This window comes from Mucilaginibacter rubeus (assembly GCF_003286415.2).
Classification (GTDB): domain Bacteria; phylum Bacteroidota; class Bacteroidia; order Sphingobacteriales; family Sphingobacteriaceae; genus Mucilaginibacter; species Mucilaginibacter rubeus_A.
This window is the reverse complement of sequence record NZ_CP043450.1, coordinates 92055-118667: the sequence shown is the minus strand read 5'-3', so window position 1 is coordinate 118667 and position 26613 is coordinate 92055. Positions and strand designations below refer to the sequence as shown.

The 26613-nt window shown below is 43.1% G+C and carries 21 protein-coding genes; 9 read left to right on the top strand and 12 right to left on the bottom strand.

Features of this window, described 5'->3' with window-relative positions:
• Positions 1–14 precede the first annotated feature (14 nt).
• The gene (locus DEO27_RS00490) at positions 15–3173 is read right to left on the bottom strand and encodes a SusC/RagA family TonB-linked outer membrane protein (RefSeq protein ID WP_223818115.1); all 3159 of its coding nucleotides are present in this window, start codon (positions 3171–3173) and stop codon (positions 15–17) included.
• A gap of 51 nt (positions 3174–3224) precedes the next feature.
• A complete protein-coding gene (locus tag DEO27_RS00485; protein ID WP_112573454.1) occupies positions 3225–3776 on the bottom strand; it encodes a discoidin domain-containing protein in 552 nt (183 codons plus the stop codon).
• Positions 3777–4463: 687 nt separating this feature from the next.
• On the opposite strand from DEO27_RS00485, the gene DEO27_RS00480 reads away from it, so the two are divergent.
• On the top strand, positions 4464–5351 hold the full coding sequence (locus tag DEO27_RS00480; RefSeq protein ID WP_112573452.1) for a dienelactone hydrolase family protein: 888 nt from the start codon (positions 4464–4466) through the stop codon (positions 5349–5351).
• Positions 5352–5405: 54 nt separating this feature from the next.
• Here the strand turns inward: DEO27_RS00480 and DEO27_RS00475 are convergent, their stop codons facing one another.
• The 4 genes from DEO27_RS00475 to DEO27_RS00460 all read right to left on the bottom strand — a co-directional run bounded on the left by DEO27_RS00475 (position 5406) and on the right by DEO27_RS00460 (position 8871).
• Positions 5406–5675, bottom strand: coding sequence for a DUF4342 domain-containing protein (locus DEO27_RS00475; RefSeq protein ID WP_112573530.1), 270 nt, complete (start codon positions 5673–5675; stop codon positions 5406–5408).
• A gap of 82 nt (positions 5676–5757) precedes the next feature.
• Complete coding sequence (locus tag DEO27_RS00470; RefSeq protein WP_112573450.1) at positions 5758–6876, bottom strand: Gfo/Idh/MocA family protein; 1119 nt, start codon at positions 6874–6876, stop codon at positions 5758–5760.
• A 129-nt stretch (positions 6877–7005) separates the two neighbouring features.
• A complete protein-coding gene (locus DEO27_RS00465; RefSeq protein WP_223818114.1) occupies positions 7006–8181 on the bottom strand; it encodes a dipeptidase in 1176 nt (391 codons plus the stop codon).
• A gap of 294 nt (positions 8182–8475) precedes the next feature.
• Complete coding sequence (locus DEO27_RS00460; protein WP_112573446.1) at positions 8476–8871, bottom strand: DoxX family protein; 396 nt, start codon at positions 8869–8871, stop codon at positions 8476–8478.
• A 234-nt stretch (positions 8872–9105) separates the two neighbouring features.
• Between DEO27_RS00460 and DEO27_RS00455 the strand changes: the two genes are divergently transcribed.
• The 3 genes from DEO27_RS00455 (at position 9106) to DEO27_RS00445 (ending at position 11802) form a co-directional block, all read left to right on the top strand.
• The gene (locus tag DEO27_RS00455) at positions 9106–10002 is read left to right on the top strand and encodes a helix-turn-helix domain-containing protein (protein WP_112573445.1); all 897 of its coding nucleotides are present in this window, start codon (positions 9106–9108) and stop codon (positions 10000–10002) included.
• Positions 10003–10090: 88 nt separating this feature from the next.
• On the top strand, positions 10091–10996 hold the full coding sequence (locus DEO27_RS00450; RefSeq protein ID WP_112573443.1) for an oxidoreductase: 906 nt from the start codon (positions 10091–10093) through the stop codon (positions 10994–10996).
• 140 nt (positions 10997–11136) lie between these two features.
• Complete coding sequence (locus DEO27_RS00445; RefSeq protein WP_112573441.1) at positions 11137–11802, top strand: DNA alkylation repair protein; 666 nt, start codon at positions 11137–11139, stop codon at positions 11800–11802.
• Positions 11803–11881: 79 nt separating this feature from the next.
• Here the strand turns inward: DEO27_RS00445 and DEO27_RS00440 are convergent, their stop codons facing one another.
• From DEO27_RS00440 to DEO27_RS00420, 5 genes are all read right to left on the bottom strand, one after another.
• Positions 11882–12784 (bottom strand): metallophosphoesterase family protein, encoded by a 903-nt coding sequence (locus tag DEO27_RS00440; RefSeq protein ID WP_112573439.1) that lies wholly within the window; start codon positions 12782–12784, stop codon positions 11882–11884.
• A 23-nt stretch (positions 12785–12807) separates the two neighbouring features.
• Entirely contained in the window at positions 12808–14562 is a 1755-nt protein-coding gene (locus DEO27_RS00435) for a RagB/SusD family nutrient uptake outer membrane protein (protein WP_223818113.1), read from the bottom strand.
• 24 nt (positions 14563–14586) lie between these two features.
• Entirely contained in the window at positions 14587–17994 is a 3408-nt protein-coding gene (locus DEO27_RS00430; protein WP_190295292.1) for a TonB-dependent receptor, read from the bottom strand.
• A 249-nt stretch (positions 17995–18243) separates the two neighbouring features.
• Positions 18244–19395 (bottom strand): FecR family protein, encoded by a 1152-nt coding sequence (locus tag DEO27_RS00425; RefSeq protein ID WP_112573435.1) that lies wholly within the window; start codon positions 19393–19395, stop codon positions 18244–18246.
• Positions 19396–19471: 76 nt separating this feature from the next.
• Positions 19472–20044 (bottom strand): RNA polymerase sigma-70 factor, encoded by a 573-nt coding sequence (locus tag DEO27_RS00420; RefSeq protein ID WP_112573433.1) that lies wholly within the window; start codon positions 20042–20044, stop codon positions 19472–19474.
• Between the two features lie 396 nt (positions 20045–20440).
• On the opposite strand from DEO27_RS00420, the gene DEO27_RS00415 reads away from it, so the two are divergent.
• The 4 genes from DEO27_RS00415 to DEO27_RS00400 all read left to right on the top strand — a co-directional run bounded on the left by DEO27_RS00415 (position 20441) and on the right by DEO27_RS00400 (position 24626).
• Positions 20441–21601, top strand: coding sequence for a patatin-like phospholipase family protein (locus tag DEO27_RS00415; RefSeq protein ID WP_112573432.1), 1161 nt, complete (start codon positions 20441–20443; stop codon positions 21599–21601).
• Between the two features lie 10 nt (positions 21602–21611).
• Positions 21612–22160: a hypothetical protein gene (locus DEO27_RS00410; RefSeq protein WP_112573430.1), complete on the top strand. Its 549-nt coding sequence runs from the start codon at positions 21612–21614 to the stop codon at positions 22158–22160.
• A gap of 26 nt (positions 22161–22186) precedes the next feature.
• Entirely contained in the window at positions 22187–23620 is a 1434-nt protein-coding gene (locus DEO27_RS00405) for a TRAFs-binding domain-containing protein (RefSeq protein ID WP_223818112.1), read from the top strand.
• Between the two features lie 94 nt (positions 23621–23714).
• Entirely contained in the window at positions 23715–24626 is a 912-nt protein-coding gene (locus tag DEO27_RS00400) for a TIR domain-containing protein (protein ID WP_112573426.1), read from the top strand.
• Between the two features lie 124 nt (positions 24627–24750).
• On the opposite strand, the gene DEO27_RS00395 is transcribed toward DEO27_RS00400, so the two are convergent.
• A complete protein-coding gene (locus DEO27_RS00395; RefSeq protein ID WP_223818111.1) occupies positions 24751–24951 on the bottom strand; it encodes a hypothetical protein in 201 nt (66 codons plus the stop codon).
• Positions 24952–25333: 382 nt separating this feature from the next.
• Here DEO27_RS00395 and DEO27_RS00390 point away from each other — a divergent pair, with 382 nt between their 5' ends.
• On the top strand, positions 25334–26518 hold the full coding sequence (locus DEO27_RS00390; RefSeq protein ID WP_190295291.1) for an alginate lyase family protein: 1185 nt from the start codon (positions 25334–25336) through the stop codon (positions 26516–26518).
• The last annotated feature ends 95 nt before the right edge of the window (positions 26519–26613 follow it).

The following is a 26613-nucleotide window of genomic DNA, read 5'->3' as shown; positions in this document are numbered from 1 at the left end:
AATTCCGTTTTTAATTAAAAATTAGCTTGTACGCCAAGTGTTGCAGTCCTTACGTTTGGATAAGCCGTACCGTTGGTGGTGTTAAGTTCCGGATCCCATAATTTGAAAGGGCTCCAGTACAACAGGTTAAAGCCTTGCAGATAAACCCTCGCGTTTTTAAGGCCTATGCTTTTCAAAGTACCTTTAGGCAGGTTGTAGCCAAAATCGGCAGTTTTTAAACGTATGAAGCTGATATCCTTAACCCACCAGGTTGATGCCGCTGAGTTATTTTTGTTTGCGCTGTTACCGTAAGCCAAACGAGGATAAAACGCGTTAGGATTTGGGTTTTCAGGTGTCCAGCGGTCTTCGGCTACCGCGAATAAGTTACTACGCTCAGGACCGGTGCTGTTGTTGAACGGAATGATACCATCGCCATTCAGCAGCCTGTCGGCACCGGCAACACCCTGGAAGAATAAACCAAAGTAGAAGTGTTTGTATTGAAGGTTGAAGCCCAAACCATAGGTAGTTGTAGGGACGTCGCCGTTACCGATACGGGTACGGTCATTTTCATCAATTTTGCCATCGCCGTTAAGGTCTTTGTACCTGATATCGCCGGGGCGCACAGTCCCAAAATAGTTCGACTGGTTAGGGGCGCTATCAATTTCCTGCTGATTTTGGAAAAGGCCTGTAGCTACATAACCAAATGTTGAAAGGTAATTTACACCTCTTGTATTCATATATGCATAAGGCTGAATCGGGCTATCATCCTCAATCACCTTATCGCGGTTGTAAGTAAAGGTACCGCGCACATCAAGGGTAAAGGCACCTATTTTAGTTGGGTTAAGCTGAACTGTTGCATCAATACCTTTATTGGTTATGATACCAAAGTTACCCAGCGGGTTGCTGTTAAGGCCTACAATTGCAGGTAACGATCCCCTTTGCAGGAATACGCCGCTCCTGCGCTCGTGGAATAAATCGACAGTTACTGATAAAGCCGATTTAAGCGCGTAAAACTCGATACCAAGATCTTGTTTATGTGAACGTGCCCATTGTACATCGGTACCGTAGCTGGTAATATAGGTGCCCCCTATTTGATGACTTGCACCGCCATCGCCAAAGGTATATCCGTTGTCGTTATCGCCGGTTTTAACAAGGGTAAGGTAACCAAAACGACGACCGCCATTACCACCATCACCCACAACACCGTCCGAGTAACGAATTTTGAAATAGTCAAATACCTGCTTTATTGGCTCATAAAACTTTTCGTTTGATAAAACCCAGCCTACACCAAATGATGGGAAGAAACCGGATTTTTTGCTTGGCGCGAAGTTTTCAGAACCGTTGTAACCAAAGTTAACCTCGCCAAAATATTTGTCGCGGTATGAGTACGTTGTACGGCCTACCAAACCCTGGTTGCGGTATGGTAACGACGAGGTAACATCATCAGCAAACTGCTGGGTAATTTCACGCTGGTTAAAAAGTGCTAATGCTGTAATGTGATGGTCTTTACTGAAGGTATGATCATAGTTGATTGATGCCTCAGTATAAAACTGGCGGTTACCATCGTTATAACGGCGATATGATAAATTATCAGATCCATCGCTCCTGATGATGTTCAAATTGATATCACCATTATCATCGTAAGGGTCGGCACGGTTAATTAAATACAGGTTACGGTTGCGGTACCTGCTGATGCCATGCGAGTTGTTAACGTCGAAAGAGTACAAAGCCGAAATTGAGAGGCCAGGAGTTAAAAACTTCAAATCCTGGGTAAGCCTCGCGTTGGTATAGATCTGGTTACTGAACAGGTTGGTATAACCTCTTTGTGTTGCAAGGTCCCACGGGTTTTCCTGCGCGCCCTGGTTACTTACACCTGGTACAAGATTACCTGGGTAGATTTTTGGATACAATACCGGATTGGTTTGCATTACCGCGCTAAAAATATCCTGAACGCTTTGATAAGGGTGATCAAGGTTAACCGCCGGATAATTGGTGTTAGAGATATTACCTTGTACACCAAGGTCAAATTTGGTAGTACTTGTCCAGTTGGTAGTTACGTTTGACGTAAAGTTGTAACGTTTAAAGCTGGTGCTTGCGTCATAGCTCTGCGAAGGGTCTGTTTTCAGCAAACTTTGCTCATCATAATAAGCACCCGAAATGTAATACGTTGAGTTATCAGTGCCACCACGCGCGCTGAAATTGGCTCTGCGGTTGTATGCGGTTTTACCATATAACTCTTTCATCCAGTCAACATTAGGATACAAGTAAGGATCCTCATTTTTAATGGTTGAGTTGATGTAGTTATTACTGTACTCCTTGCTTTGGCCGCTGGCTAAACGTGCCTCGTTCCGGAGCATCATGTAAGTTACACCGTCTGTTAACTCGGGGCGTTTGGTAAATGAAGTGATACCTTCATTGTAATTGAACATTAGGTTAGGTTTACCGGCACCACCTTTTTTAGTGTTTACGATAATTACACCGTTTGCACCGGCAACACCATAAACCGCTGTGGCCGAAGCATCTTTCAACACAGTGAATGATGAAATATCCTCAGCATCCAGGTTATCAATGTCCCTGCCCTGAACACCATCAATAACGATAAGCGGTGCCGCGCTGTTTTGCGAGTTAAAGGTGGAGATACCACGGATCCAGAGATCAGCTCCGTTTTGACCTGGCAGACCCGAACGCTGTACGCCAACCAAACCGCTGATACGGCCGGCCAGTGTGGCGCTCAGGTTAGCAACCGGCTGCTTGATATCTTCGAGGTTAACCGTTGATTGCGCGCCTACTACACTGATCTTTTTCTGTTGACCGTAACCTACAATAGCAACCTCATTTAAGCTGTTAGCTGCTGCCTGCAGAGTGATATTAAAATTGATCTCGTCCTTAACGGCAAAGGTAAAAGTCCTGAAACCGATAAAGCTAACGGCTATTGAATCGCCGCGGCTGGCCTGGATACTGAAGCGGCCTTTATCATTAGTAACTGAGCCTGTTTTAGTTTTAAGGTTACGTACAGTTACACCGGGCAGCGTTATGTTAAATTCATCCTTAACCGTACCGGTTACAGGTATTGCCTGGTGGGTTTCCTGCGCCCGTACGTTCATAACAAAGGCCATGCATACCAAGGCGATATACATGAGTTTGTTATTCTTTAAGCTTGCAAGAAATACTTTTAAGAGTCGATTTTTTGACATAGTTTCTTATTTGATAATTGAAAAGTATTTTGATTGATTATGGGCCGGTACCTACAAAGGCACATTGGTTACCCGCCACTCGGCTAACTGGAACAATGCACTCCCACCGTTAGCTGTTATGCTAAGCTTGTAGTAAGTGTATGTTTTGGTGTTGTCAAACGCATAGTTTTTGGTTAGACCGCGGGAAGCGAAGGTTTGATTGGTTTGCGTATCCAGATCTGTCCAGGCCGCGCCATCATTTGAGCCGGAAAGTGTCCAGCTTTTGGGGTCACGTTCCGGAGCATCATTAGCAGATGTAAGGGTATAGCTGGTGATGTGCTGCGCCTGTTTGAATTTAAGCTGAATAAAAAAAGTAGGCTTGTAAGTAAAGATCAGGAATTTGGTATCGAGCAAACCGTCGGTTACCCTTATTGACCCTTCCGTTGCCGAAGGCCCTCCTGTATTTTCAATATTTACGGAAAGCGCGCCCTGGGCAGTTACATCTTCCGGGTCGGGAGGTAATAAGGCGTAAGTACGCTGCTTTTCCTTTTTGCAACCCGAACAAAAAACAAGGGCTAAGCAAAGCATTGCCAATGCCCGCCTGGTTAGTTTTAAAACATTCATAGATTGATTGATTGTAGGTTAGAAATTTGAAACATATATATTATTAATTAATAAGCTGTTAAAAAATACTTATCATAAAATAAAGGCAATAAAAATCCCTGTTCGCTTTTGACGAAGTATTTTTGGGTTATTCTTTATGGTTAAAGAATAATTATTCCGGCTGAAAGAAAAAAAGGTCTGTTACAACCTAAGCTATTGTTAAAATATGCCATAGCGATGCCATATCAGTATTTTTATCCTGATGATAAAGGGCATAATATCACAATAGAAACTTGCGTGAAAATTAAAACAGATACCTGTAGCTCAAAATTGCTCTCATTGGGTGACGATGGTTAAGTTTAGTGATGAAAAACAATTGCTTTTTAATATACGATTGATAAAACGATTTATCAATTATAAAAAATGAGTGATATGCAACACATTATTCATCAACAGTAAAACTAATAAAATAATAACATTAATAAAACGTTTTATCAATTTTTATTAATATATCATAATCTTTTATTGACCCTGTCGTCAAACACTTAACACTATACCATTTTTAAGCTATTGCCTCACAACTGATATGCAGCAATTTAGAGCGGTTATCAAACATCAAACAACCTTGCATGAAACATTACCGGTAACGAGACTGTTACAACTAAAGCAGAACCTAACAGGTAAATTTGAGTACAGCCTTCATCAATTATGACCCAAATCAATAAAGAAGACATCAAACAGGAAGTGTTTGACCTGTATGATGATTACGCGCATAACCGCCTTGACAGGCGTGCCTTTATGCAAAAACTGTCTATTTATGCGGTAGGTGGCTTAACCGTGCCCTCGCTCATGAGTTTCCTGATGCCCAATTATCAAACCACCGCGCAGGTTAAACCGGATGATCCCCGCTTAAAGTCAGGCTATATCAATTACCCTTCGCCTAAAGGCGGCGGCACCATTAAAGGATTACTATCCGAGCCTGCCGATGCAAAGCAAAAACTTGGGGGTATTATAGTAGTTCACGAAAACCGGGGCCTAAACCCATATATTGAGGACACAGCGCGAATAGCTGCCCTTGCCGGGTTTATCACCCTTGCGCCCGATGCGCTTTCACCCCTTGGTGGTTACCCCGGTAATGATGACGAAGGCCGTACCATGCAGGCCAAACGGGATAAAGGCCAAATGGAAGAAGATTTTATAGCCGCGTACGAGTACCTTAAAAACCATAAGGACTGCAATGGCAAGGTAGGCGTTGTAGGCTTTTGCTATGGCGGAGGTATTGCCAATATGATGGCCGTGCGCATACCGGATCTGGCAGCAGCTGTTCCATTTTACGGAAGTCAGCCCGCCGCTGAAGATGTTCCTAAAATTAAAGCGCCGCTGTTATTGCACTATGCGGCGTTAGATACCCGCATCACCGAAGGCTGGCCTGCTTATGAAAAGGCGTTAAAAGAAAACGGCAAAAAATATCAGGCTTTTATTTATGAAAATGCCAATCACGGTTTTCATAATAACACTACTCCCCGCTATGACAAAGCAGCCGCAGAGTTAGCCTGGAAACGTACCATCGATTTTTTTAAAGAAAATTTAAGCTAATAAAAATGGCCGGATATCCGGCCATTTTTATTGTTCGATAGTATAAGAGATACCCTATTCTTTTGGGCCTTCTTCTTCTTTGTCTTCCTCTTCCCGTTCAACGGTTATAGTACATTCTGTAACCAATGCGGCCAGGGTACCCACGGCGGCAAATACAGGTGCCAGTATCATCCCAAAAAGGCCTACACTAAGCGGAAAGGTCATTAACTCTTTACCTTCTTTATTCGAAATGGTAATCCTGCTGGCTTTTCCTTCGGCAATTATTTCTTTTATCTTGCCCAATAACGCTTCGCCGTTAATTGAGAATGTTTCTTTTGTGCTCATGTTTTTGATAAGTTTATAATTTAGATGAGCATGCTGCCACCTTGTTACAGGTTTTGCCAAATATGACAATACAGGCAAGCCTTTAGATGCTTACTTCAACCTTTTTTCCAGTTTTAACTGCCTGGTAAATAGCATCAATAAGTTTAAGGTCTTTTACAGCTTCTTCTCCATCCACAGGCACTACAGGCTTTTTATTGTTAAATATGATCTCGGCCATCTCATCCATTTGCACCGTTTGGTGAGTTGTTACCGGTTGATTAAGCTCACCTAAATGGGTGCGCCCTCTGATAGGCCCGTAACCTGTAGAAGGCTGCATTTCGGCAAAGCCTTTATCACCATCCAGGAAAAAACGGTCGAGATTGTTCATATTATAGGTAGACAAACACGAGGCCACCGCCCCGCTGGGAAAGCCAAACTGGAACTGGATAGTTTCATCAACCCCTTCCTTAAATTTTACCGGGTCTGTTTTGGTTTCCTGGGCCGTTACCCATATTGGCTCTTCCCCCGTCATATAGCGTGATCCGTTGATGGCATATATTCCGATATCCATCATGGATCCTCCTCCGGCCAACTGTTTGTTTAACCGCCATTGTGTTGGATCGCCGATAGTGAAACCACATTGCCCCTGAAAAAATCTGATCTTTCCAAACTCGCCGCTTTGCCTCATCCTGATCACCTCTAATGTTTTGGGTTCAAAATGCATGCGGTAACCAACCAGCAGTTTTACATTGGCTTTTTTGCAGGCATCAACCATTTCCTGCCCCTCTTTTGCGTTAACTGCCATTGGTTTTTCGCATATGGCATGTTTGCCGGCGGCAGCTACCCGCAATACAAAATCACGGTGCAGGCCATTGGGCGTAATCACATACACGGCATCGATGTCGGGGTTATTTTTGATATTATCGAAATTCTGATAGTTGTAGCAGTTTTTTTCGGGGATACCGTATTTAGCCTGCCATGTTTTAATTTTTGAGGGTGTGCCGCTTATCAGACCTACCAGCTTAGCTTTGGTGCATGACCGCATGGCTTCGGCAACCATGCCGCCGTATCCCCCAAGCCCCAAAATAGCTACACGTAACATTGGGCCGTCATAGGCCGGTTCAATAGTTTTTGTTTCAGCAGCCCAGTTTGATAACGGTGCGAGCTGAAGGGCCAGGGCCGACAAACCCAATTTCTGTAAAAAATCACGACGAGAATTCATAGGTATGTTTTTTGGTTTACGACAAATTACATAATTCCAAAAAACAAACCTACAAGTAATCTGATTTTTACTAAGATGTGCTATAATCCTATCATACTGAATTATAATATATAAGCCTATTTGCAAACATCAATGACGGCCAGATGTAGCAGCATCAAACACACGGCAGAAATTGCCACCTCCTATTTTACCTATCTCATCTGCCGTAAAACCTGTTTTTAACATGGCGTCAACCACGGCATAGTAAAAACCTGCTTTTTGATCCTGCCAGGCTTCGTTGGTGCGCTCGCCTACCCTGCCTTTGTTTTGGCCACCCCCAGGACCTTTACGACCGTCATCGCCGGGCCCTTTATCATGGCGATCATCCGGAGCGCCTCCCGGCGGCGGACCAGGATTATTTGGCCGCGGGCCAAATCCGCCCGCACTTCTGTAAGGCGGGGTTAATTTAGTATCGGTACCAATGCAAACATGGTCAACCCCAATAACATCAACCAAAGCACGAATATTTTGAGCATACTCCAGCGGGGTATCGGCTAAATGTGTCCATACGCCAATCACACCACCAGCATCTGCAATAATTTTAGCCTGCTCCTTGCTAATCAGTCTCGGGCGCATCATCTGGGCCATATTGGGATTGCCGCCAAGCTGTGTATCCAAACCAGTATGCGAAACAATAACAGGGCTTGCGGCTAGCTTAAGCGCGGCGGCGATGGTTTCGCCGTTAGCGTGCGCAAGGTCAATCAGAATGCCCAATCGGTTACACTCTTTTATAATATCCGCACCAAATTGGGTTAACCCTCCCCAGCGAGGAGCATTGGTATAAACATCGCCCAATGGCACCGATGCATCATTGTCATGAAGTAGGCCAAGATGCCTCAATCCCCGGTCATACGCTACACTAAGCCTGTCCAACTTTCCTTCCAGGAAGTGACCGCCCTCTATCGATTGAATAACCGTAGGCTGATGCTGCTCGTGGGCTTTACGAAGGTCTGCCAAATTCAATGCCCGTTTCATACTATTATTTTTTAACTGCTGATCCATGGCGGCGAGCCCATTCAAAAACCGCTCGTAGGCTTCGCCTGGGTTAGTCAGTTTTTGATAATCAAGTGCGAAGGTCATGCAGATTGCAGACAAGCCAGACTTTTTCATCTCGCCGGCCAGGTCGATATTCGGGCCGGGCACCTCGGCAGCAACAAGGGGAACATCGATATGATTATGGGTATCAATGCCAATTGTAGCGGCTACAATTGCTGCCACTCTCGGATCTATTTCGTCAATGGCCCAGGTTGTTAACGGGTTTAACATTATTGCGGCACTTGTTCCAGCAAGAGCCGTAATAAAGCTTCGACGTGACCATGCAGATTGGGGTTTTATCATGATATTAATGCTTACTATAAGTTGAATTATTCAAATATAACCTGCCAATCATATACCCGCCGGAACAATCGGCGTTCGGCTGCTTTTCACCGACCAAGCTTGCTAATCATCGGATATATAGCAGACACAGCTTACGTTATTGCAAAAAAAAGAGGCTACCCTTTTTGGATAGCCTCCTGATAAATATTGATAGTCTGATGTGACCGATAGTTGAATATCCGCTTATGCAATGGCAGGTTTTACATATGCTGCAGGATACAATTTACGGAACATAATGTAAGTTACTGATACCATTATGAATGCTACGATAGCATCTGCGGTAGCAGCGAAATTAAGAACGGCAAGTTTAGATAAAAAGGCAAAGATGATATCGAAGAAGATACCGGCAAATACCCATTCTTTTAACCTAAGGAACTTGTTTGGTGTTAAAAGTACTGCTACACCTGTAATCTTAGCAACACCAAGGATATAAATAAAGTGCGGAGGGTAGCCCAATTTCAAGGTGATGTCCCATACAAATTGATTTTTGGTAAGTTCGCCAAAACCGCTTGCTGCAAACCATAATGAAGTTAATGCTGCTCCTATCCAATAGATTGTTTTTACTTTTTTAGTTGTCATGATATTTAGTGTTTGATTTGTTTGATGACTCAAAATTGCGTCAAAAACAGGCAAAACCTAAGTGCTTTCAGTATGAAGCAGACAAACTAAACCGCCGGCCGGACAATCCTGAACCTGAGTACATTTGTACCATTTATATCATCAATAGGCACATCAATGTAAATTAACACCCGTGACCCGTACTTGTGAAATTCATGATTGTAAATTTGCACGCACAGTGTTATTGATTTGTATATGACTACATTTTTGAAGCTCGATTCATTTTATAGTAAAGTAAACGCTGATTCGGATCCGCAGGGGGCGGATACCGGCCATTTCAATATCATCAGGGTTGAAGACTTATCTGTTTCGGGTAATAAACCGCCGGTGTATAGCCGCCGCGATTACTACAAAGTAAGTTTGGTAACCGGGCACAGTAAAATTCACTATGCCGACAGGTGTTACGAGATCGACGAAAGCGCGTTAGTTTTTACCAATCCGATGGTCCCTTATCATTGGGAACCTATTAGCGAGATACAAACAGGGTTCATATGTATTTTCACCGAAGCATTTTTTAACAATTTTGGCAGGCTGCAAAACTATCCTGTTTTCATGTCGGCCGAAAACGCGGTTATCACATTAACCCCAGCTCAGCTGCAGCAGTTTCAAGATATTTTCAGCAAAATGCAGGATGAGCTAAATAGCAGCTACGCTTACAAATATGATCTGTTGCGCAATTTATTGATGGAAACCGTTCATGAAGCGCAGAAGCTTCAGCCTGCTTATGGCAAACCATCGCTTGGTGCCACTGCCCATGAGCGTATTGCTGTTTTATTTTCCGAATTATTGGAGCGGCAATACCCAATCGAATTAAATAACCAAAGAGTAGTGCTCTCGTCCGCCTCTGCTTTTGCAGATAGCTTAAATGTTCATGTAAACCATCTCAACAAAGCGTTGAAAGAAATTACCGGTAATTCTACCTCCCAACTTATCAGTAACAGGATGCTGCAGGAAGCCAAAACGCTTCTAAAAAACAGCGACTGGGCAGTAAGTGAAATAGCGTGGTCGCTTGGTTTTGATGAATCCAATCATTTTTCCGCATTTTTTAAGAGGCACACTGGTTTTAGCCCTAAGCAGTTCAGACAATCATAAAGTTGATTGATTATTGTATGTAATGGTTTGTTTCGGGTACGTCAGTATCCTCTGTATCGGCTGATCTTTGCTCTCAAAAAGAACAGATATGTGGACAAAAGAGAATATCCCTGATCAAAGCGGTAAAATAGCCATAGTTACAGGTGCAAATACGGGTATAGGTTTTGAAACAGCGCTTGCCTTATGTGAGGCCGGAGCACGGGTAGTTATCGCGGGACGGGACATCGAAAAAGTTAAACAGGCAGTAAGCGAGATCAACAATCGAGGCTTTAAAGGCGTTGCGGAAGAGGGGGTAATTGATCTGGCAAGCCTTGAATCGGTAAAAGCATTTGCTGAAGCTATCAAAGCAAATTATAATAAAATTGATATCCTTATTAACAACGCCGGCGTTATGATCCCCCCTGCGGGCCAAACCGCCGAAGGTTATGAATTACAGTTTGGCATCAACTTTCTCGGCCATTTCGCGCTAACCGGTCGTTTATATCCTTTGTTAAAAAAACATCCCGGCGCGAGGGTTGTAACAGTGAGCAGTGGAGCGCACAGGTTTGCCACTAATGTAGATTTTGAGAACCTAAAACTCGAACAATCCTATGATCCATACCGGGAATATGCCATCAGTAAATTAGCCGATCTGCAGTTTACGATTGAGTTTCAACGGCGATTAAATTCATCAGGTATTGATCTACTCTCGGCAGGGGCACATCCAGGCGTAACCGAAACAGAGCTTTCGAGGCACATGCCAGAAGCCGATTACCAGGCAGCCCTTGAACGGTTTAAAACGTTAATGCCGGCATGGCAGGGCGCTTTGCCTACCCTGTTTGCCGCAACTGCTACCGAGGTTAAAGGAGGAGGCTATTACGGGCCCGATGGCGAGCATGAACTACACGGCTATCCAGCACCGGCCAATATCAGTGAGGCCGCTAACGATGAAAACCAGGGAACCCAATTATGGGCGTTTGCCGAAAAGGCCACCGGATTGAAATATCCGTTTTAATAAAGAGCATTATTTTATAGAGAGCTATGTTATCATCGCTCCCTTTTTTGTTTAATCGGTTTCAATACGGAGGTTTTTTTCACAATAAAGCATAAGCTATTGGTCAATAACCTAACTTCGGTTAGTTTAAACCCTGCGATATGACTACTGCCGAAATCCTCATTAAACTTCAATCTCTCGGAAATGAAAAAATGCGCCTTCACAGTAAAAAGAACGGAGCTCATGATAATCAATTTGGGGTGAAGCTTGGAGATATCAGAAAAGTAGCGGACACGATCAAAAGCGATCATCAACTGGCTAAAGCATTATGGGAAACCGGCAATGTTGAAGCCCGTTTATTGTCAACACTGATTATTGTACCCAAACTGCTGTCAACCGAGGAGTTGGACAGTATGGTGCGGTCGGAGCGGTTTACACAGGTTATCGACTGGCTGTACGCCTACGTTATTAAAGAATATCCCGACAGGGAAAAATTACGCGAAAGCTGGCTGCTTTCTGATGACTCAATGGCCTCACGGCTTGGCTGGAGCCTTACCAGCGGACGAATAGCGAGAAACCCCGAAGGCCTTGACATCCCGGCTATCCTTGACAGGATTGAAAAAGAAATGCCCAAAGCTGCGCCTGAAGTACAATGGACTATGAATTCTGCCCTGGCACAAATTGGGATCAATCATCTTACTCATCGCGAGCGTGCTATCAAGATCGGAGAACGCCTGGGAATCTATCGCAACTACCCTGTTTCAAAAGGCTGTACATCGCCCTTCGCCCCGATCTGGATCAATGAGATGGTTAAACGGCAGGGCTAAGCATCCGCATCATAAAAAAAAGTGTGTACATCCTTCCGGATATACACACTTAAAAATAAACATGCTTTATAACTTATCCTTAAAACGGATGTGGCTTATAAACATTTTTAACACTACCGTCCTGGTATAGCTCAAGGATCGCATAACCCGGCGGAGTTTCTTCATAATAACCTTCTCCGGCAGATTTTTCATCGCCTTTGCCCCACCAAAAGCCGCTCATGGCACCATTACAAAAATATTGAGTACCGTTATAAGAAGCCGTATCCAGCAGGTGGTTGTGCCCGCTTAAACATACTTTTACCTTATCGCGATGCTGATAGAACAAGGCTTTTAACTTTTTATAATCAGAGTGCATGCCACCTTCCCAGTATGGGGTTACGCCCAATATCGGGTAATGCGACATCAACAGCACCGGTGAGTTAGCAGGTAATTGCTCCAGTTCTTTTTTCAGCCAGTTAAACTGCTCATCATCCAGCGTAATGGACGGATTGTTGCCATCCAAAATAATAAAATGCCAGCCCGATTTGCTGAAGCTGTAATACCTGTTAGGGATTCCAAGCCGTTTCACTACGTAATCCTTTCCGTACATGGCATCCGAGTGATCCGGTGCGGCCCACCAGTTATCATGGTTGCCAATGCAGCTATGCACTTCGTATCCTTTCAGGCTTTTCATGCAATCATCCCATATGCTCCATAACTCGGTAACGCGCTCGCGTTTTACGTTATCATAGGATGCATCAAAAATGGAATCGCCGCCATTCAGGAAAAAGTCTACCTTTTCTGCTTTAATGGTTTCAAGGCATTTCTTAAATTTTTGAGGGGCATCCAGATCGGGCCTGATATGCACATCAGTAATGTGGGCAACCTTTAATACCGGTTTTGCATTTATATTTTCGGCCGCGTTTGCAACGCTGCTACCTCGTGTAACCAATCCCGCTGCTGCGAGGATCCCCGCGCCTTTTAAAATCTCTCTTCTGTTCATATTAAATTATGCTGAGGATGGTTTTACCAGCCCGGGTTTTGGGTTAAATTTTTGTTGAGCAATAACTCCGTAGTTGGAAGCGGGAAATAATAGTTTTTAGGATCGGTAAAAGTTTTAACCAGCGTAGGGTTAACTATCACATTACCGCTGTTACCATTACTTAAATAAATATCCTTGCCTATCACAAAGTATGATACATTAGGTAGTGTGGTAGCCGGCTTAGCTGTTACCAGGCTTACATCAGGTTGCCCGTCGCCATCAATGTCATAGGTACCCAGACCTGGGAAGTACATACCCGTAAAGGTTTGTGCCAGTAATGCTCCGCTTTTCCAGCGCATCAAATCATCATAACGGAAGTTTTCACAGGCCAGTTCCACACGGCGTTCCCTGCGAATCTCCAGCAACATGCTTTGCAATGATCCGGATACGTTAGGATAAGTAGCCGCCAGCAGAGGATCGACAGTTGCAGCCATGGTTAAATGTGGCATGCCCACCCTGTCGCGCAGCAGGTTTACAGACATATCCAGATCGCTTTGGCTAAAGCTACCTGTTCCGGCAGCTGCAAGTTCTGCTTTTGATTCGGCATAGATCAGCAGCATTTCCGCATAACGGAACACAATGCCCGCGTTGTAGTTGGTATTGTAGGTGGGTGTAGCCGGATCATAATATTTGATCTGCTGATAACCTGTTGGTGCAGGGCCTAAGATACGTGCACCTTTTAAATCGCCATAGGTTACCGTAGGCGGTAAAACGGTTTGCGCCATCCGCGGATCACGATTGGTGAACTCGTCTTTGATCATCTGTGTGGCATAGCCCGCTGTAGATGTATAAGCCGTTCCACTTTTAGTAAGATATGTATTTAACAGACTTTTGGTAAGGCTTAAACCGTAAGCCCTCATATTACCGTCAAGCGCGGTGGTAACATGCAGGGTATTGCTGTAATAGTAACCCAGCATTACCTCGGTATTCTGCGGATCGGTAGGCGCATAAAACAAAAACAGGTTCAGGTAATCTTTGTCGGGGCTACCGGTGCTGTACAATTTAAATGTGCCGCTTTTCATAACGGCAAGTGCCGCGTCATTAGCAGTTTGTAAAAATGACTGCCCGCCGTCTATACCGTGATATTTTCTGAAAGTACCTTCATGTAAGCCTACACGGGCTTGCAATGCAAGGGCTGCCCATTTGGTGATAGTGCCTGAGGGGCCTGTCGGGTTGATATGGGCGGCTGCAAAACTCAGATCCGCCATTACCGAATCCATTACCAGTTTACGCGGATCCCTGCCTTTGTATAATTCGCCGTTATCATTTGGTAAAATGGTAGTGCCGTACCATGGCACATCGCCAAAGCGTTTTACCATATCAAAATAAAACCAGGCCCTGAAAAAGCGGGCTACCCCAACATAATGGCTTTTTACTGCTTCAGAAGCATTAGCTTTCTGATAATTCTGCAAAAAGTAATTTACCTGGCGAAGGTACGTCCAGGTCCAGCCTGCCTGGCTTGCACTGGTAGGCAAAGGGAGCTGACCGGCCACGACTTTGTTAAAAGGGTTATTTTCATAATTATCGCTTTGCTGATCGCCTAAGGCAATGGTACCGATACCCGGCACATAAGAATACAGGCCGTTGCAATAGGTATTGAGGTCATTGGCATTGGCAAAAAAGTTTTGCTGCGTTAAGCTGGATACCGGGTACCTGTTTAAGAAATTATCTTTTTGGCAAGATGTTAATGATAAGCAGCTTATCATTAAAAACAGTATGATGATATGAATATTTTTCATTTTAATGAGGAAAAACATAATGCATTAAAATTTAGCGTTAATACCGAACGAATAGCCACGTTGGAATGGATATACTTTGCCGGCACCCCAGCTGCCGCTTAATCCTTCAGGGTCGAAACCTTGTGGCAGCTTGTCTGATTCCCAAAGGTCTTCACCGCTGAAATACAGCCTTAAACGGTCTACACCTATCTTTTTAAATACAGGCAAGTTAAATGAATAGCCTACCGTAAGGTTTTTAAGGCGGATATAAGCCGCGCTGTAAGTATACCTGGTTTGTGGTACGGCAAGGTCAATCCATTGGCCCGCATCACCTGCACGCCAGCCTTTCAGGCTTGGGTAAAAGGCATTAGGGTTTTGAGGTGTCCAGGTATTACCCACAATGTTTTTGTAAACATTATCCCATGGCGAAAAAAAGCTGCTCCAGTAATAACCGCTTGTACCAGGCCAAAACGACTGCTTGCCTACGCCCTGGAAATAAATACTGAAGTCGAAATTATTCCATGAAAAATTGCCGCCGAAACCAAAGTTGTAACGGGGAGTAGTGTTACCGATCACATGCGCGTCGCCCGAATTGCCGATGGTGCCGTCGCCGTAATCAATTTTACCGTCATGGTTCAGGTCGGCATATTGTAGCTCACCTGCTTTGTTCCAGGCATAATAACCCTGTAGTTTTGATTGATCTGGTGCCGCTTTAGCTGCAGCGTCTGTCTGGAAAATACCCAGGGTGGTTAAACCCATAATATCGCCCACATGCTGCCCCACGTAGTAATCGCCGCCAAACCAAAATTTATTAGGGTTATTATAACGGGTAATTTCCGTTTGCGCATCCCAGATGTTGGCGCGCACACCAAACACGAAAGGCTTACCCGCTAATAAAAACTGGTCGGTATAGGTCAGGTTTAACTCCCAGCCTTGTGTACGCAGGTCCGCCGCGTTTTCTTTAGGTTGTGTGGCCCCCAATACGGCAGGAAGCTGGAAACCTTTGGTGATCATGTTTTTTGTATCACGCTGATACCAGTCGAACGTTGCATTCAATTTGCCGAAGAGCGTAATATCTATTCCGGCATCCTTACTATAAACTTTCTCCCAGGTTAGTGCCGGTGAAACAAGGGTTGCAGGGTAAACCGCGGTTGGCTGCGAGCCGCCTAATATATTGCCGATCTTGCTGGAGCTTAGCGTTGAGATAAAATCATAGTTACCTAAACTCTGGTCATTACCCAATGAACCATAAGAAGCTCGCAGTTTCAGGTTATCAACAACTCCTCTTAAACCTTTAAAAAACGGCTCTTCAGATACTCTCCAACCTGCAGATGCCGACGGGAAAAAACCATAATGATCATTAACCGGGAAACGCGAAGAACCATCATAACGGCCATCTATCTCTAAAAGGTACTTATTATCATATGAATAGTTTAAGCGGGAGAAAACACCGCGCACTGCCCATTCATAGCCATTGCCATGCACTGAAGGCGTTGCACCGGTAGTTACATCAAGATAACCAACCTGGTTGCTGATCAAATCATTGTTCTGGGCCGAGAAGTAGTTGTATTTATTCAGCTCCTGATTATAACCAACCATTCCCTTAAAGTAATGCTTGCCAAAATTCTTTTCATACTCGGTGTACAGGTTAACAGCCTGGTATGAATTATCGTCCGAATAAGCGGAAGCATCGCTATGGCCGGCATAAGATATCGGCTGGTTGGGGCCGGTTTCATAAGGCAAAGCCACATGATACGCCTGGTTGTAATTATTAGTCGATCGGAAAGTATAGTCTCCCTTAACCCGCCAGGTGTTATTAAACCATGATGTGGTAAAGCCAATGGTATTTTGAGGCTGATTGGTAACGGTATTGCCCCTGCCGCCACCTTGCAAAAAGCCAAGATACGTACCATCAGAAGTGTAAGAACCATCAGGGTTTCTTGGAACAGACAATGAATTGGAGCGACCGATCTGGTGATACAAATCGCCCGAAGTCCAGTCCGATGTCCATAATGACGGGTAATTATAAACCGTGCGGTTATAAGCTGTATTGGTATAGATATGCATCCATTCGGTAACCTTAAAATCAAGCTTTGCCCGCATATTGATACGGTCATAATGATCAGGGTTGTAACGGAACACACCATTTTGCCTGTTATAATCTGCCGAAACGTAGTAGGTGATCCTGTCACTGCCGCCGCTTACACTCAGGTTATGCGTTTGGCTTATGTTATTGGGTTTATATAGTTCATTAAACCAGTTGGTAGCGCCAAAATAATCGTAAACATTAGGATTAGTAGGGTCAACTATAACTGCAGGCAAACTTGGATTTTTTGAACGCTGCTGCGCGTAATCAACCGCGGCGGTATTATACAAATTGACTCCATAGTAGGCTGAGTACGCCTGGTTTTTAAAATCGATCACAGTTGCCGGATCGGTAACAATATCGGGCAGATTGGTAATTTTATGAACGGCTACGTTATTACTGTAGCTTACTTTTGCTTTACCATTACTTTGTTTTGAACCACTTTTGGTAGTGATCAGGATAACGCCAAACGCCGCCCTTGAACCGTAAACCGCGGCAGCAGCGGCATCCTTCAATACCGTAGCGCTTGCAACATCATCAGGGTTGATATTGTTGATATCGGTGGTAACACCATCCACCAATACCAAAGGACTGCCTCCGTTAATAGATGTAAAGCCACGAATATTGAAAGTAGTAGCCCTTCCCGGCTGCCCATCGGATGAAGTAACATTCAACCCGGCTAACTGGCCCTGTAAGCCGCGACCAACGTTTGGTATTGGCCTGTCTTCCAAAACACTTCCGCTTACTGTACTTACAGCCCCGGTAAGGTTTACTTTTTTCTGGCTGCCGTAACCTACAACAACTACGTCGTTCAGTTTGGATTGATCCATTTCCAGTGCAACATTGATCTCCTGCTGCCCGTTAACAACCACTTCCTTTTTCTTGAAGCCCACAAAAGTAAAAACTATCACCTCGTTGCTTTCCGCAATAACCTTGTAAAAGCCATTAGCATCTGTTGCGGTATGCTTTGAGGTACCTTTAATGCTAACGTTAACACCCGGCAATGGCTGTCCTTTATCATCCGTTACTTTACCGGTAATAGTTTGTGCCCAGGGCAAAGTAGCGGCAGATGCCGGTTTCTCATCTATCACGATAGTATTATCGGTGATGGTATAAACCAGGCCCAGATCTTTTAAAACAATATCCAACGCCTGCTGAATTGTTCCATTTTGAAGGTTTACGCTTACCGTACCTGCATGTTTAAGCAACTTACTCTCATACCAGAATGCAAAACCGCTTTGTCTTTTGATTTTGGCGATAACTTTTTGAACCGAGGTATTCTTTTCCGATAGATTTATATTTTGCGCATAGGTACTGGCCGATGCATTAAGACAAAATAGAAATATTAAAAATATCGTGATTTTCATGATCATGAAAATTTTGACTAATTGTCTTCGATTATCACGCAGAAGACATGGGTGCGTATAAAAATTCATACTTTTGTTTGTTTGGGTTTAATACATAAATGTCTGTCACAAGATTTTTTTTCGCTTCGGCGAGAGGTGAACCCAGCATCCGCCGGCAGTGTTCCAGCACTTCCGGCTTTTTTATGAGTTCCCTAAAGGGTGCTTATTTCTCCATATCAATTCATTAGGGGTTAAAGATTAGTTTAGCTATTATTTTACGATGAGCCGCTTACCTTCCAGCGTAAAGCGGATATGGGTAAGGGTTAATATTCTTAACAGTTCGGACAGGTTTGATTTCCTGGAGATAGAGCCGGTAAACAACCGACTTGAGGGCTGCCCCTGATATTCCACATCCACATCGTACCATCTGGATACCATGCGCATAATGGTTTTGATATCGGCATCTGAAAAAGAGGTTATCCCATTTTTCCAGTTTACAGCTTCATCTTCATTAGCATCTGTAACAATAATATCCTCACCGGATATAGCCTGCTGATGTGGCCTTAAAAATTTAGTGTTGGTTCCATCGGTAATTTCCACCGATCCTTCAAGCAACGTGGTTACAATATGGGCTTCTTCGGGATAGGCCATCACGTTAAAATGGGTACCCAAAACAGTAATGGTTTGCTTGCCGGTGGTAACTGTAAAAGGCTTATGTTTATCCTTGGTAACTTCAAAATAAACTTCGCCGGTAGTTTCCACATTTCGCTCATTACCCGAAAAAGCGACAGGGAAACGGATAGATGAAGCAGCGTTAAGCCATACCTGGGTCCCATCGGGCAGGATAATCTTGTACTCGCCGCCGCGTGGCGTTGTAATGGTATTATATTCAGGCGTTTTATTACCAGTTTCGGTTTGCTGATTGCTGTTATCGCCTATCAGGTAAGAAATAAGCCCGCTACCCGCTTTATGTATTGTTGTAGCTCCCTGTTGTGCAAGGTTGCCGTTTTGCGCGTTGTTAAGGGTAATCTGACTGCCGTTTGCCAGGGTAAGTATAGCCTTATTAGTGCCGGGAGCAACATCGCTTTTAATGGCACTTAGCTGTGCAGCGGTTGGCCTTGTGGGCTTTAAATAAAAGTAAGTCCCGATGCTTAAGAAAGCCAGGATCACCGCAGCCGCCGCGATGTATCGTGTAAAATAGGAAATATGCCTAACCGGGGTTGTAGAAATCGCCTCATTCATCTTCAACCTGATATTCTGCAACATCAATTGTTGCAAGGCCTGTTCTTGTTCGGAACTGAGAGATGATGAGGTATCCTCCGATAACCTTTTATAATATTCTTCTAACAGGGATTGCTCCTGGGCTGTAGCTTTCCCGGCTATGTATTTATCTATGAGTTCAAAAAAAATGGGCTTTTCCATGCTGCTTTGATCTTAAGTACCAAAAACAGGTGGACACCCTACGCTAAAAATGATTTTTTTTTTAAGATTTAATCAGCTAAACGCAGTGCATGATAACTGCCACGCAAGTACCTACAGTTAAACCATTACGGATATGGTTTAAAGATTTAGACAACCGCTTTTCCACTGTTTTTTCGGAGATGCCTAATTGAAAGGCAATCTGCTTGTAGGTTAAATTTTCTTCCCGGCTTAAATGGTAAGCCTCCCGGCAATCCAATGGCAGGGTATTGATCAGCATGTTCAATAAGGCTTGCTGCTCTTTATACAACAGGGGATTATCATGAATGATCTCTACGGTAACCTGGGCAAGTCGTTCGTAAAAGGCATCATTTACTTTTTGCTCCCTGATTGATTTAAACACCGCGAAACGTACAGCCTGCTGCAGGTATGCCTTTAAATTTTGGATTTCCACATCGGCACGTCGCTGCCAGATGCTGATAAAAACGTTTTGAACAATATCTTTTGCCAGTTCATCATTGGCCAATACACTATTGGCACTATTGTACAAAAGCTTCCAGTATCTCAGGTAAATTTCGGTAAAAGCGTCTTCCCTGCCTTCTTTTAATAAGGAAATCAGTTCGGGATCGGTAAGGGATTGTAACGCTGCCATTTCTGTGCAAAGTAAATATAGCGATATTACCTTACTGTTAAATGCAGCAAGCAATTAAAAACATTTATGCTAATGGGGAGTAAACAAGGCTCCCGGCGAGCGCTTCTACTCTTATTACCCATTCCGTATGCAAAGGATAATTGAAGCCTCTTTTTTCAATACTATTCTTAAGAAAATCTTCTCTTTTTACCCGAGCAAAGAAATATTAAAATACCGTGAAAACACCTATTGGGTTTTCCGATCCGCTTCGGTAACTTAGATGAAAATAAAACATAAGTATTTATAAATTAGATGATTATAAATAAACATCATCAACACCTGACACCCTTAAATATATTACATATTAGATTAATATATCATTGATTTTATTAAAAAAATTAACCTAAACAACTTGTTATGGCAAACTGGGGACATCTTCAAAACAGGTACGAAACAATTAAAAAACGCAAAATGCTTGCCTTAGATGGCGGCGGCATCCGCGGTGTACTTACGCTGGGTATTTTGGCCGAAATAGAACAGCAATTAAAAACAGAATTAAAAAAGGATGATAGCTTCCGTTTGTCGGATTATTTTGACTACATAGGCGGGACAAGTACTGGTGCAATAATTGCAGCAGGTCTATCTCTTGGTATGTCTGTAAATCAATTAATGAAGTTTTATGAAGATAAAGGCGAGGCTATGTTTGATAAAGCCTTTCTTTTAAATAAAGTAAAATATTTTTACAACGATGGCCCTCTGCTCGCTCAACTCAAGCAAACTTTTGGTTCGCATGATATAGGTCTGGAAAATGAAGCGTTTAAAACGTTATTACTTGTAGTAACCATGAACAGATCTACCGATTCGCCATGGCCTATCAGTAACAACCCTTTTGCAAAATACAATGACAGGTCCAGACCTGACTGTAATTTAAAAATACCTCTTTATCAATTGGTGCGCGCAAGTACTGCTGCCCCGGCCTACTTCAGGCCGGAGACCCTGCAATGGGACCCTAAAAATCCTGATAAAACATTTGTATTTGTAGATGGCGGCGTAACCCCTTACAATAACCCTGCATTTTTGTTATACAGAATGGCCACTCAGCGCGCTTATAGATTAAACTGGGAGACCGGCGAAGATAAGCTGATGATCGTATCAATAGGTACTGGGGCGGCTCCGACTGAGGGTATCTATAGTAACCTGTTGGATACATTAAAAGAATTGCCGGGCAACCTGATGTATGCTATGCAGGTTGATCAGGATATCAATTGCCGCACTGTTGGCCGGTGTGTTTTTGGCGCGCCTATAGACAGGGAGTTGCATGACATGGTACCAATGGACAGTGCAGGCAACATTATTGATGACACTACCGATACTAACCGTCATTTCAGATATATGCGCTACAATGCCGATTTGAGCACGAAGGGATTGATTGATCTGGGATTTGACAAAATTGATTCAAATGATATCCGGCAAATGGATTCTGTAAAAAACATTGGTAAATTAAAAGAAATAGGAGAAAAGGTGGGACAAGAGCAGGTATCCGTAAAGAACCATTTTGGCCCTTTTTTAAAAGAATAAACTGATTTAAATGACGCATTACATACTGTTTACCGGGCATATGATTGACAAAGCCGGCCGACCTAAAGAAAGATTCCCGGCATATAAAGAACACGATGCCCGGATAAAAATAAAAGACAAACTATCGGAAGCCATCAACAATGCGGATGCAAGTTTCATGGGTATTGCTGGTGGCGCTTGTGGGGGCGATATACTTTTTCATGAATTATGTATAGAACTTGGTATCCCTTCAACAGTATACCTTGCCCTCCCTCCAGCTGAATTTAAAAAGGCATCAGTATCATTTGCCGGGCAAACCTGGGATGAGCGGTTTGATCATTTGCTACAGGTAGTGCCATTTTCAATATTGGCAGCAAATGAAGATAAAAGTTTAACTATATGGGAGCAGGCCAACTTATGGATGCTTGATGATGCCTTGAAAAGCGGTGGTGAAAATATGAACCTTATTGCTTTGTGGGATGGACAAGGAGGTGACGATAAAGGAGGCACCCAACACATGGTTGAAAAGGCCCGGGAAATGAGTGCGGATGTGGAAGTGGTCAGGATTGATGAGATATAAAATTATTGATTTTAAACTTTAAAAAAATGTCGACAATTAGCACTGAAAATCAACAGGGCACCTGTTTTGTAGTGATGGGTTTTGGTAAAAAGACGGATTTTGAAACCAACCGGGTTTTAGACCTTGATAAATCTTATCGGTATATGATTAAGCCAGCCGTTGAGGCAGCCGGGTTAAAATGCATCCGGGCCGATGAGATAGTTCATTCAGGTTTAATTGACGTCCCGATGTATGAGCAGTTACTTAAAGCCGATGTAGTAATTGCAGATCTCTCTACCTCAAATAAAAATGCTTTTTATGAATTAGGTGTACGACACGCCCTACGTCCTTTCACTACAATAATTATTGCCGAAGATGGGATTAAAGCTTTTCCGTTTGACATTAATCATATTACGATCAGAAAATACCATCATTTGGGGGAAGATATCGGCTTTGAAGAGGTCATGCGTTTTCGTGAACAATTAACAGATGCTATCGTTAAAATAATGCAAGTCACTCCACGTGCTATGGATAGCCCTGTTTATACATATCTTACTGGGCTTACCCCACCCGAAATAGCTGCTGCTGTTCAATCGATAGTACAGGAAAGCGTTGATAAAAGCAGTGAGGAACAAAATAGAGGTTCCAACAAAATCAATACGGAATTGGCGGATACTGCATTAAAATCAGAAACACATAGTGCCTTGATGGCGAAGGCTGATGAAGCTCAAAAAAAAGGAGACTGGGATACTGCAAAAACAGTGTTGTCATTGATTTATCAGATGATGAAAGATGAAATACCCAAAAAGACAGATTTAAATCCATTTATAATACAGGAAGACCCATATATCCTGCAGCGCTTAGCCCTGGCTACCTATAAAAGCAAAATACCCGACGAAAAAACGGCTTTATTAGATGCGCAAAAGTTGCTGAATACATTGAATCCTGAAACATCAAATGATAGTGAAACACTTGGCCTTTGGGGAGCTATACATAAAAGGCTATGGGAAATAACTAAAGACAAAATTTTTCTTGATAAAGCAGTCCATTCTTACGAAAGAGGCTTCTACATAATGAATGATCATTATAACGGAATCAACTATGCCTTTCTTTTAAATGTTCGTGCTTCACAATCAACAGTCCCTGCTCAAGCCATTGCCGACTATATCACCGCCCGTAACGCCAGGCGTGAAGTCTTGATCATATGTGAACAATGGCTTAAAAATAATCCTCTGCCTGATGCTGGGAAAGTTCCCGAAAGTATACTTACAGGGTGTTTAAAAAACTGGTATTGGGTAAAAGCAACTATGGGAGAGGCATATCTTGGTTTAGAGGATGAAGAAAAAGCAAAAATTGTTTTAGAAGACGCTTATAAAAGCGCGCCAGAAGGCTGGATGAAAACTTCAACTGAAGAACAATTGGAAAAGTTGAGGCCATTACTGGACGATTCGCCGTTGAAATTTATACGAAGTGATGTTTGAAAATAGACTGCCAGATTACCCCAAAAATGAATTACCGAAAATATTGAATGATATAAATACTTTAAAGCTAATATTTTCCAATTAAAAAATTGCCATGGAATACAAACCCAAAATATTTATTAGTTGTATCTACAAGCTTGAGCGTGATTCACCACAAAAGCAAATTAAAACGGCGATAATAAATAAAATTAAGGATGCAGGCTTTGAACCTCAGATTTTCCTGGAAGCCGGCCTCGCTGAAGAACTGCCGTGGAACTTCACCAACGTTTATGATATAATTAAAAAATGTGATGGTGCAGTTATACTTGGGTTGTCCAGAAATATAAAACTGGCGGCGGGAGGTACAAGTATAGGGACTCCAACAGAATATAATCATTATGAAGGGGCATTAGCTGCCTCATTAAAGTTACCTTTATTGATATTATCTGAAGATGGGATTGAGGAAAGAGGCATTTTTTATAATGGAGGAGGATTTATTTATACCTCGATACCTCCGAATGCAGATAATAATTGGTTTAATAATGACGAGTACTTTATCGGCAGATTTAATGCATGGAAAAGATCTGTAAACAGCAGATACCAGGTTTTTTTGGGTTATTCTGGTGCAGCTAAGGATACGGCTAATTCAATTATAACTTTCCTTACTGGCAGATTAAACTTAAAAGTTAAAGAATATCAAACCAACTTTTTACAGGGCGGAACTATATTAGAAGAAATTGAGCACGCTTCCAATACATGTCAGTGTGGTATTTTCTTATTTACAGCCGACGACCGCTTGGACAACAACCAACATCAGGCATCCCCCAGAGACAATGTGATATTTGAAGCAGGCTATTTTATAAAATCGAAGGGTAAGGAACGGGTCTTAATAATTCGGGAAGAGGGTGTAAAGATGCCGGCCGATATAGGTGGTAACATTTATCTGAGTCTTAAAAACAGAAATGATATATCTACCGTAACAAGTGATATCCTTTATTTTTTAGAGAAGAGGCTATTTTATACTTAATTAAACATTAATGTTTCATATAGCCTTAAATCACTATAGTGCAATCAAACACGCTGATTGCCAAAATTCTTTTTAAGCAACAAAGGCCGCTGGTTGAAGCGGCCTTTTTATGTTTAGTGAAGACTTATGCACTAAGCCGTTCCTCATAAACAGGATAGTCGATGTAGCCGCGGGCGTCACCTCCATAAAAAGTATCGCGGTCATAGGCGTTTAATTCAAGCCCATTTTTAAAACGGTAAACCAAATCAGGATTGGCAATAAAATGACGGCCATAGGCAACCAGGTCGGCTGTACCTTTTTTTAATAATTGTGTTACCTTTTTCAAGGTCGAAGCCTCCGGCCGCGATAATGAAAAAGGTAATTACAATAGTTTTTAGCTGGCTATGACCGTTGTATGTCAACCCTAACTACACGTTTATTACGTGCACAAACCGTATCATGCAAAAAAAATTTAACTTTTTTTTCTGCTAAAACATCGCCACCAGCAGATAGTACCTTTGCGGACAAAGCGTATCGACCGGCTCATATCTTGCTTTTAATCAATAGTTTACAATAGATTTGCTTTTATCAAACCAATTATCCGGTATCGCCTGATACAACAGTAAGACCGTATGCTAAGCAGAAAAAAGCCGGGCCCGACAGCCCGTAAACGGCTTGTCTTTATGGCTTCATGCCGGGTAAACAATTGTAAACTAAAAAGCCAATTTATGAACAACAAACCAAAAACTACCTTTGCAACCCTATTGGGCCTGGCACTTTTCGTGGCCTTATTTTTTACTTATTGCACCAAAAAACAGGTTTCGCCGGCAGCGCAAGATGATGCAGCTGCTAAACCTGCGTTAAAAACTCAGGCCACAGGTTTTGTCCATCCGGGTATTCTTAACACCAAGCAAACCCTTGATTATGTTGCACAACAAGCCAATTCAAATGATGCCAACCGGTTGGCTGCTTATCAGTTTGTGCTTAACTATTGCAATAACCACAGCCCAAGTGGTGCCTACAAAGCCACCGTACAGGTAGCGGGCGGCGTTACCACTCCTGATGAAATTGCTTTTAAAGGCGATGCCCTGCTAAGCTATGCCCTGGCACTACGCTGGGCTAAAACCGGCACCGCAGCTTACGCCACAACTGTAAAACAAATTCTTGATGGCTGGGCCAATAGCTTCCAAAACTTCAGCGTAACCGGCTCACAGCCCAACCAGGCCTCACTTGAGGCTTCATGGGCCGCACCTACTTTTGCTGCAGCCGCCGAAATTATCAAATATTACATCCCGGCCAGCGGCGTTGGCGGCGGCTGGACCACCGCCGAAAACACGCAGTTTGTAAACTTTCTGAACAACATGAAAGATAATTACATCAACAACGTGCCTAACTTCAACAACAACTGGAATGTATCTGCAGGTTATGCTAAAATGGCTATCGGCATATTTGAAGACAGCCAGACTGTATACCAAAACGGCGTTACCGCGGTAAAAACCGTATTGCCAAACGTAATTGCTTCTGACGGTTCAATGAATGGCGAGATCTGCGGCTCACATAACGATTATGTGCACTACCAGTACTCACTTACCGGTTTAAGCTATGCAGCCAATATTGCCGGGATCCAGGGCGATCTTTCTATTTATTCGGCCAGCAGCAGTCGTTTGTTAACCGGATTTAACTACCAGTATAAGCTGATGCACGGCACCGTATCGCCACCATGCTCACCTAATGGTAATGTTAACAATCCTATCTGGCCGGGTATCGAGGTGGCTAACCGTCATTACGGTACTACCGAAACCAGTTATATCGCCAGCAACTACGTATGCGACAGCAATGGTTTACCCAATGGCGATATCGGCTTCCTCTGCTGGACAAACTATACCCATAACAACGTACCAACCACTTTTTAACAAAGCACTATCCTAATTAATTTATAAAGCCGCCCCGGTAAATGGTATCAGCCATAACCGGGCGGTTTTGTTTTTCGGCAATAATCCTCCATTAA

Coding starts and splice junctions, on each gene's coding strand:
- DEO27_RS00425 (WP_112573435.1), bottom strand. CDS start 19,395: ATGGAAAAGCCCATTTTTTTTGAACTCATAGATAAATACATAGCCGGG.
- DEO27_RS00410 (WP_112573430.1), top strand. CDS start 21,612: ATGACGCATTACATACTGTTTACCGGGCATATGATTGACAAAGCCGGC.
- DEO27_RS00445 (WP_112573441.1), top strand. CDS start 11,137: ATGACTACTGCCGAAATCCTCATTAAACTTCAATCTCTCGGAAATGAA.
- DEO27_RS00405 (WP_223818112.1), top strand. CDS start 22,187: ATGTCGACAATTAGCACTGAAAATCAACAGGGCACCTGTTTTGTAGTG.
- DEO27_RS00455 (WP_112573445.1), top strand. CDS start 9,106: ATGACTACATTTTTGAAGCTCGATTCATTTTATAGTAAAGTAAACGCT.
- DEO27_RS00485 (WP_112573454.1), bottom strand. CDS start 3,776: ATGAATGTTTTAAAACTAACCAGGCGGGCATTGGCAATGCTTTGCTTA.
- DEO27_RS00440 (WP_112573439.1), bottom strand. CDS start 12,784: ATGAACAGAAGAGAGATTTTAAAAGGCGCGGGGATCCTCGCAGCAGCG.
- DEO27_RS00415 (WP_112573432.1), top strand. CDS start 20,441: ATGGCAAACTGGGGACATCTTCAAAACAGGTACGAAACAATTAAAAAA.
- DEO27_RS00400 (WP_112573426.1), top strand. CDS start 23,715: ATGGAATACAAACCCAAAATATTTATTAGTTGTATCTACAAGCTTGAG.
- DEO27_RS00490 (WP_223818115.1), bottom strand. CDS start 3,173: ATGTCAAAAAATCGACTCTTAAAAGTATTTCTTGCAAGCTTAAAGAAT.
- DEO27_RS00470 (WP_112573450.1), bottom strand. CDS start 6,876: ATGAATTCTCGTCGTGATTTTTTACAGAAATTGGGTTTGTCGGCCCTG.
- DEO27_RS00475 (WP_112573530.1), bottom strand. CDS start 5,675: ATGAGCACAAAAGAAACATTCTCAATTAACGGCGAAGCGTTATTGGGC.
- DEO27_RS00420 (WP_112573433.1), bottom strand. CDS start 20,044: ATGGCAGCGTTACAATCCCTTACCGATCCCGAACTGATTTCCTTATTA.
- DEO27_RS00480 (WP_112573452.1), top strand. CDS start 4,464: ATGACCCAAATCAATAAAGAAGACATCAAACAGGAAGTGTTTGACCTG.
- DEO27_RS00390 (WP_190295291.1), top strand. CDS start 25,334: ATGAACAACAAACCAAAAACTACCTTTGCAACCCTATTGGGCCTGGCA.
- DEO27_RS00450 (WP_112573443.1), top strand. CDS start 10,091: ATGTGGACAAAAGAGAATATCCCTGATCAAAGCGGTAAAATAGCCATA.
- DEO27_RS00435 (WP_223818113.1), bottom strand. CDS start 14,562: ATGAAAAATATTCATATCATCATACTGTTTTTAATGATAAGCTGCTTA.
- DEO27_RS00465 (WP_223818114.1), bottom strand. CDS start 8,181: ATGTTAAACCCGTTAACAACCTGGGCCATTGACGAAATAGATCCGAGA.
- DEO27_RS00460 (WP_112573446.1), bottom strand. CDS start 8,871: ATGACAACTAAAAAAGTAAAAACAATCTATTGGATAGGAGCAGCATTA.
- DEO27_RS00430 (WP_190295292.1), bottom strand. CDS start 17,994: ATGAAAATCACGATATTTTTAATATTTCTATTTTGTCTTAATGCATCG.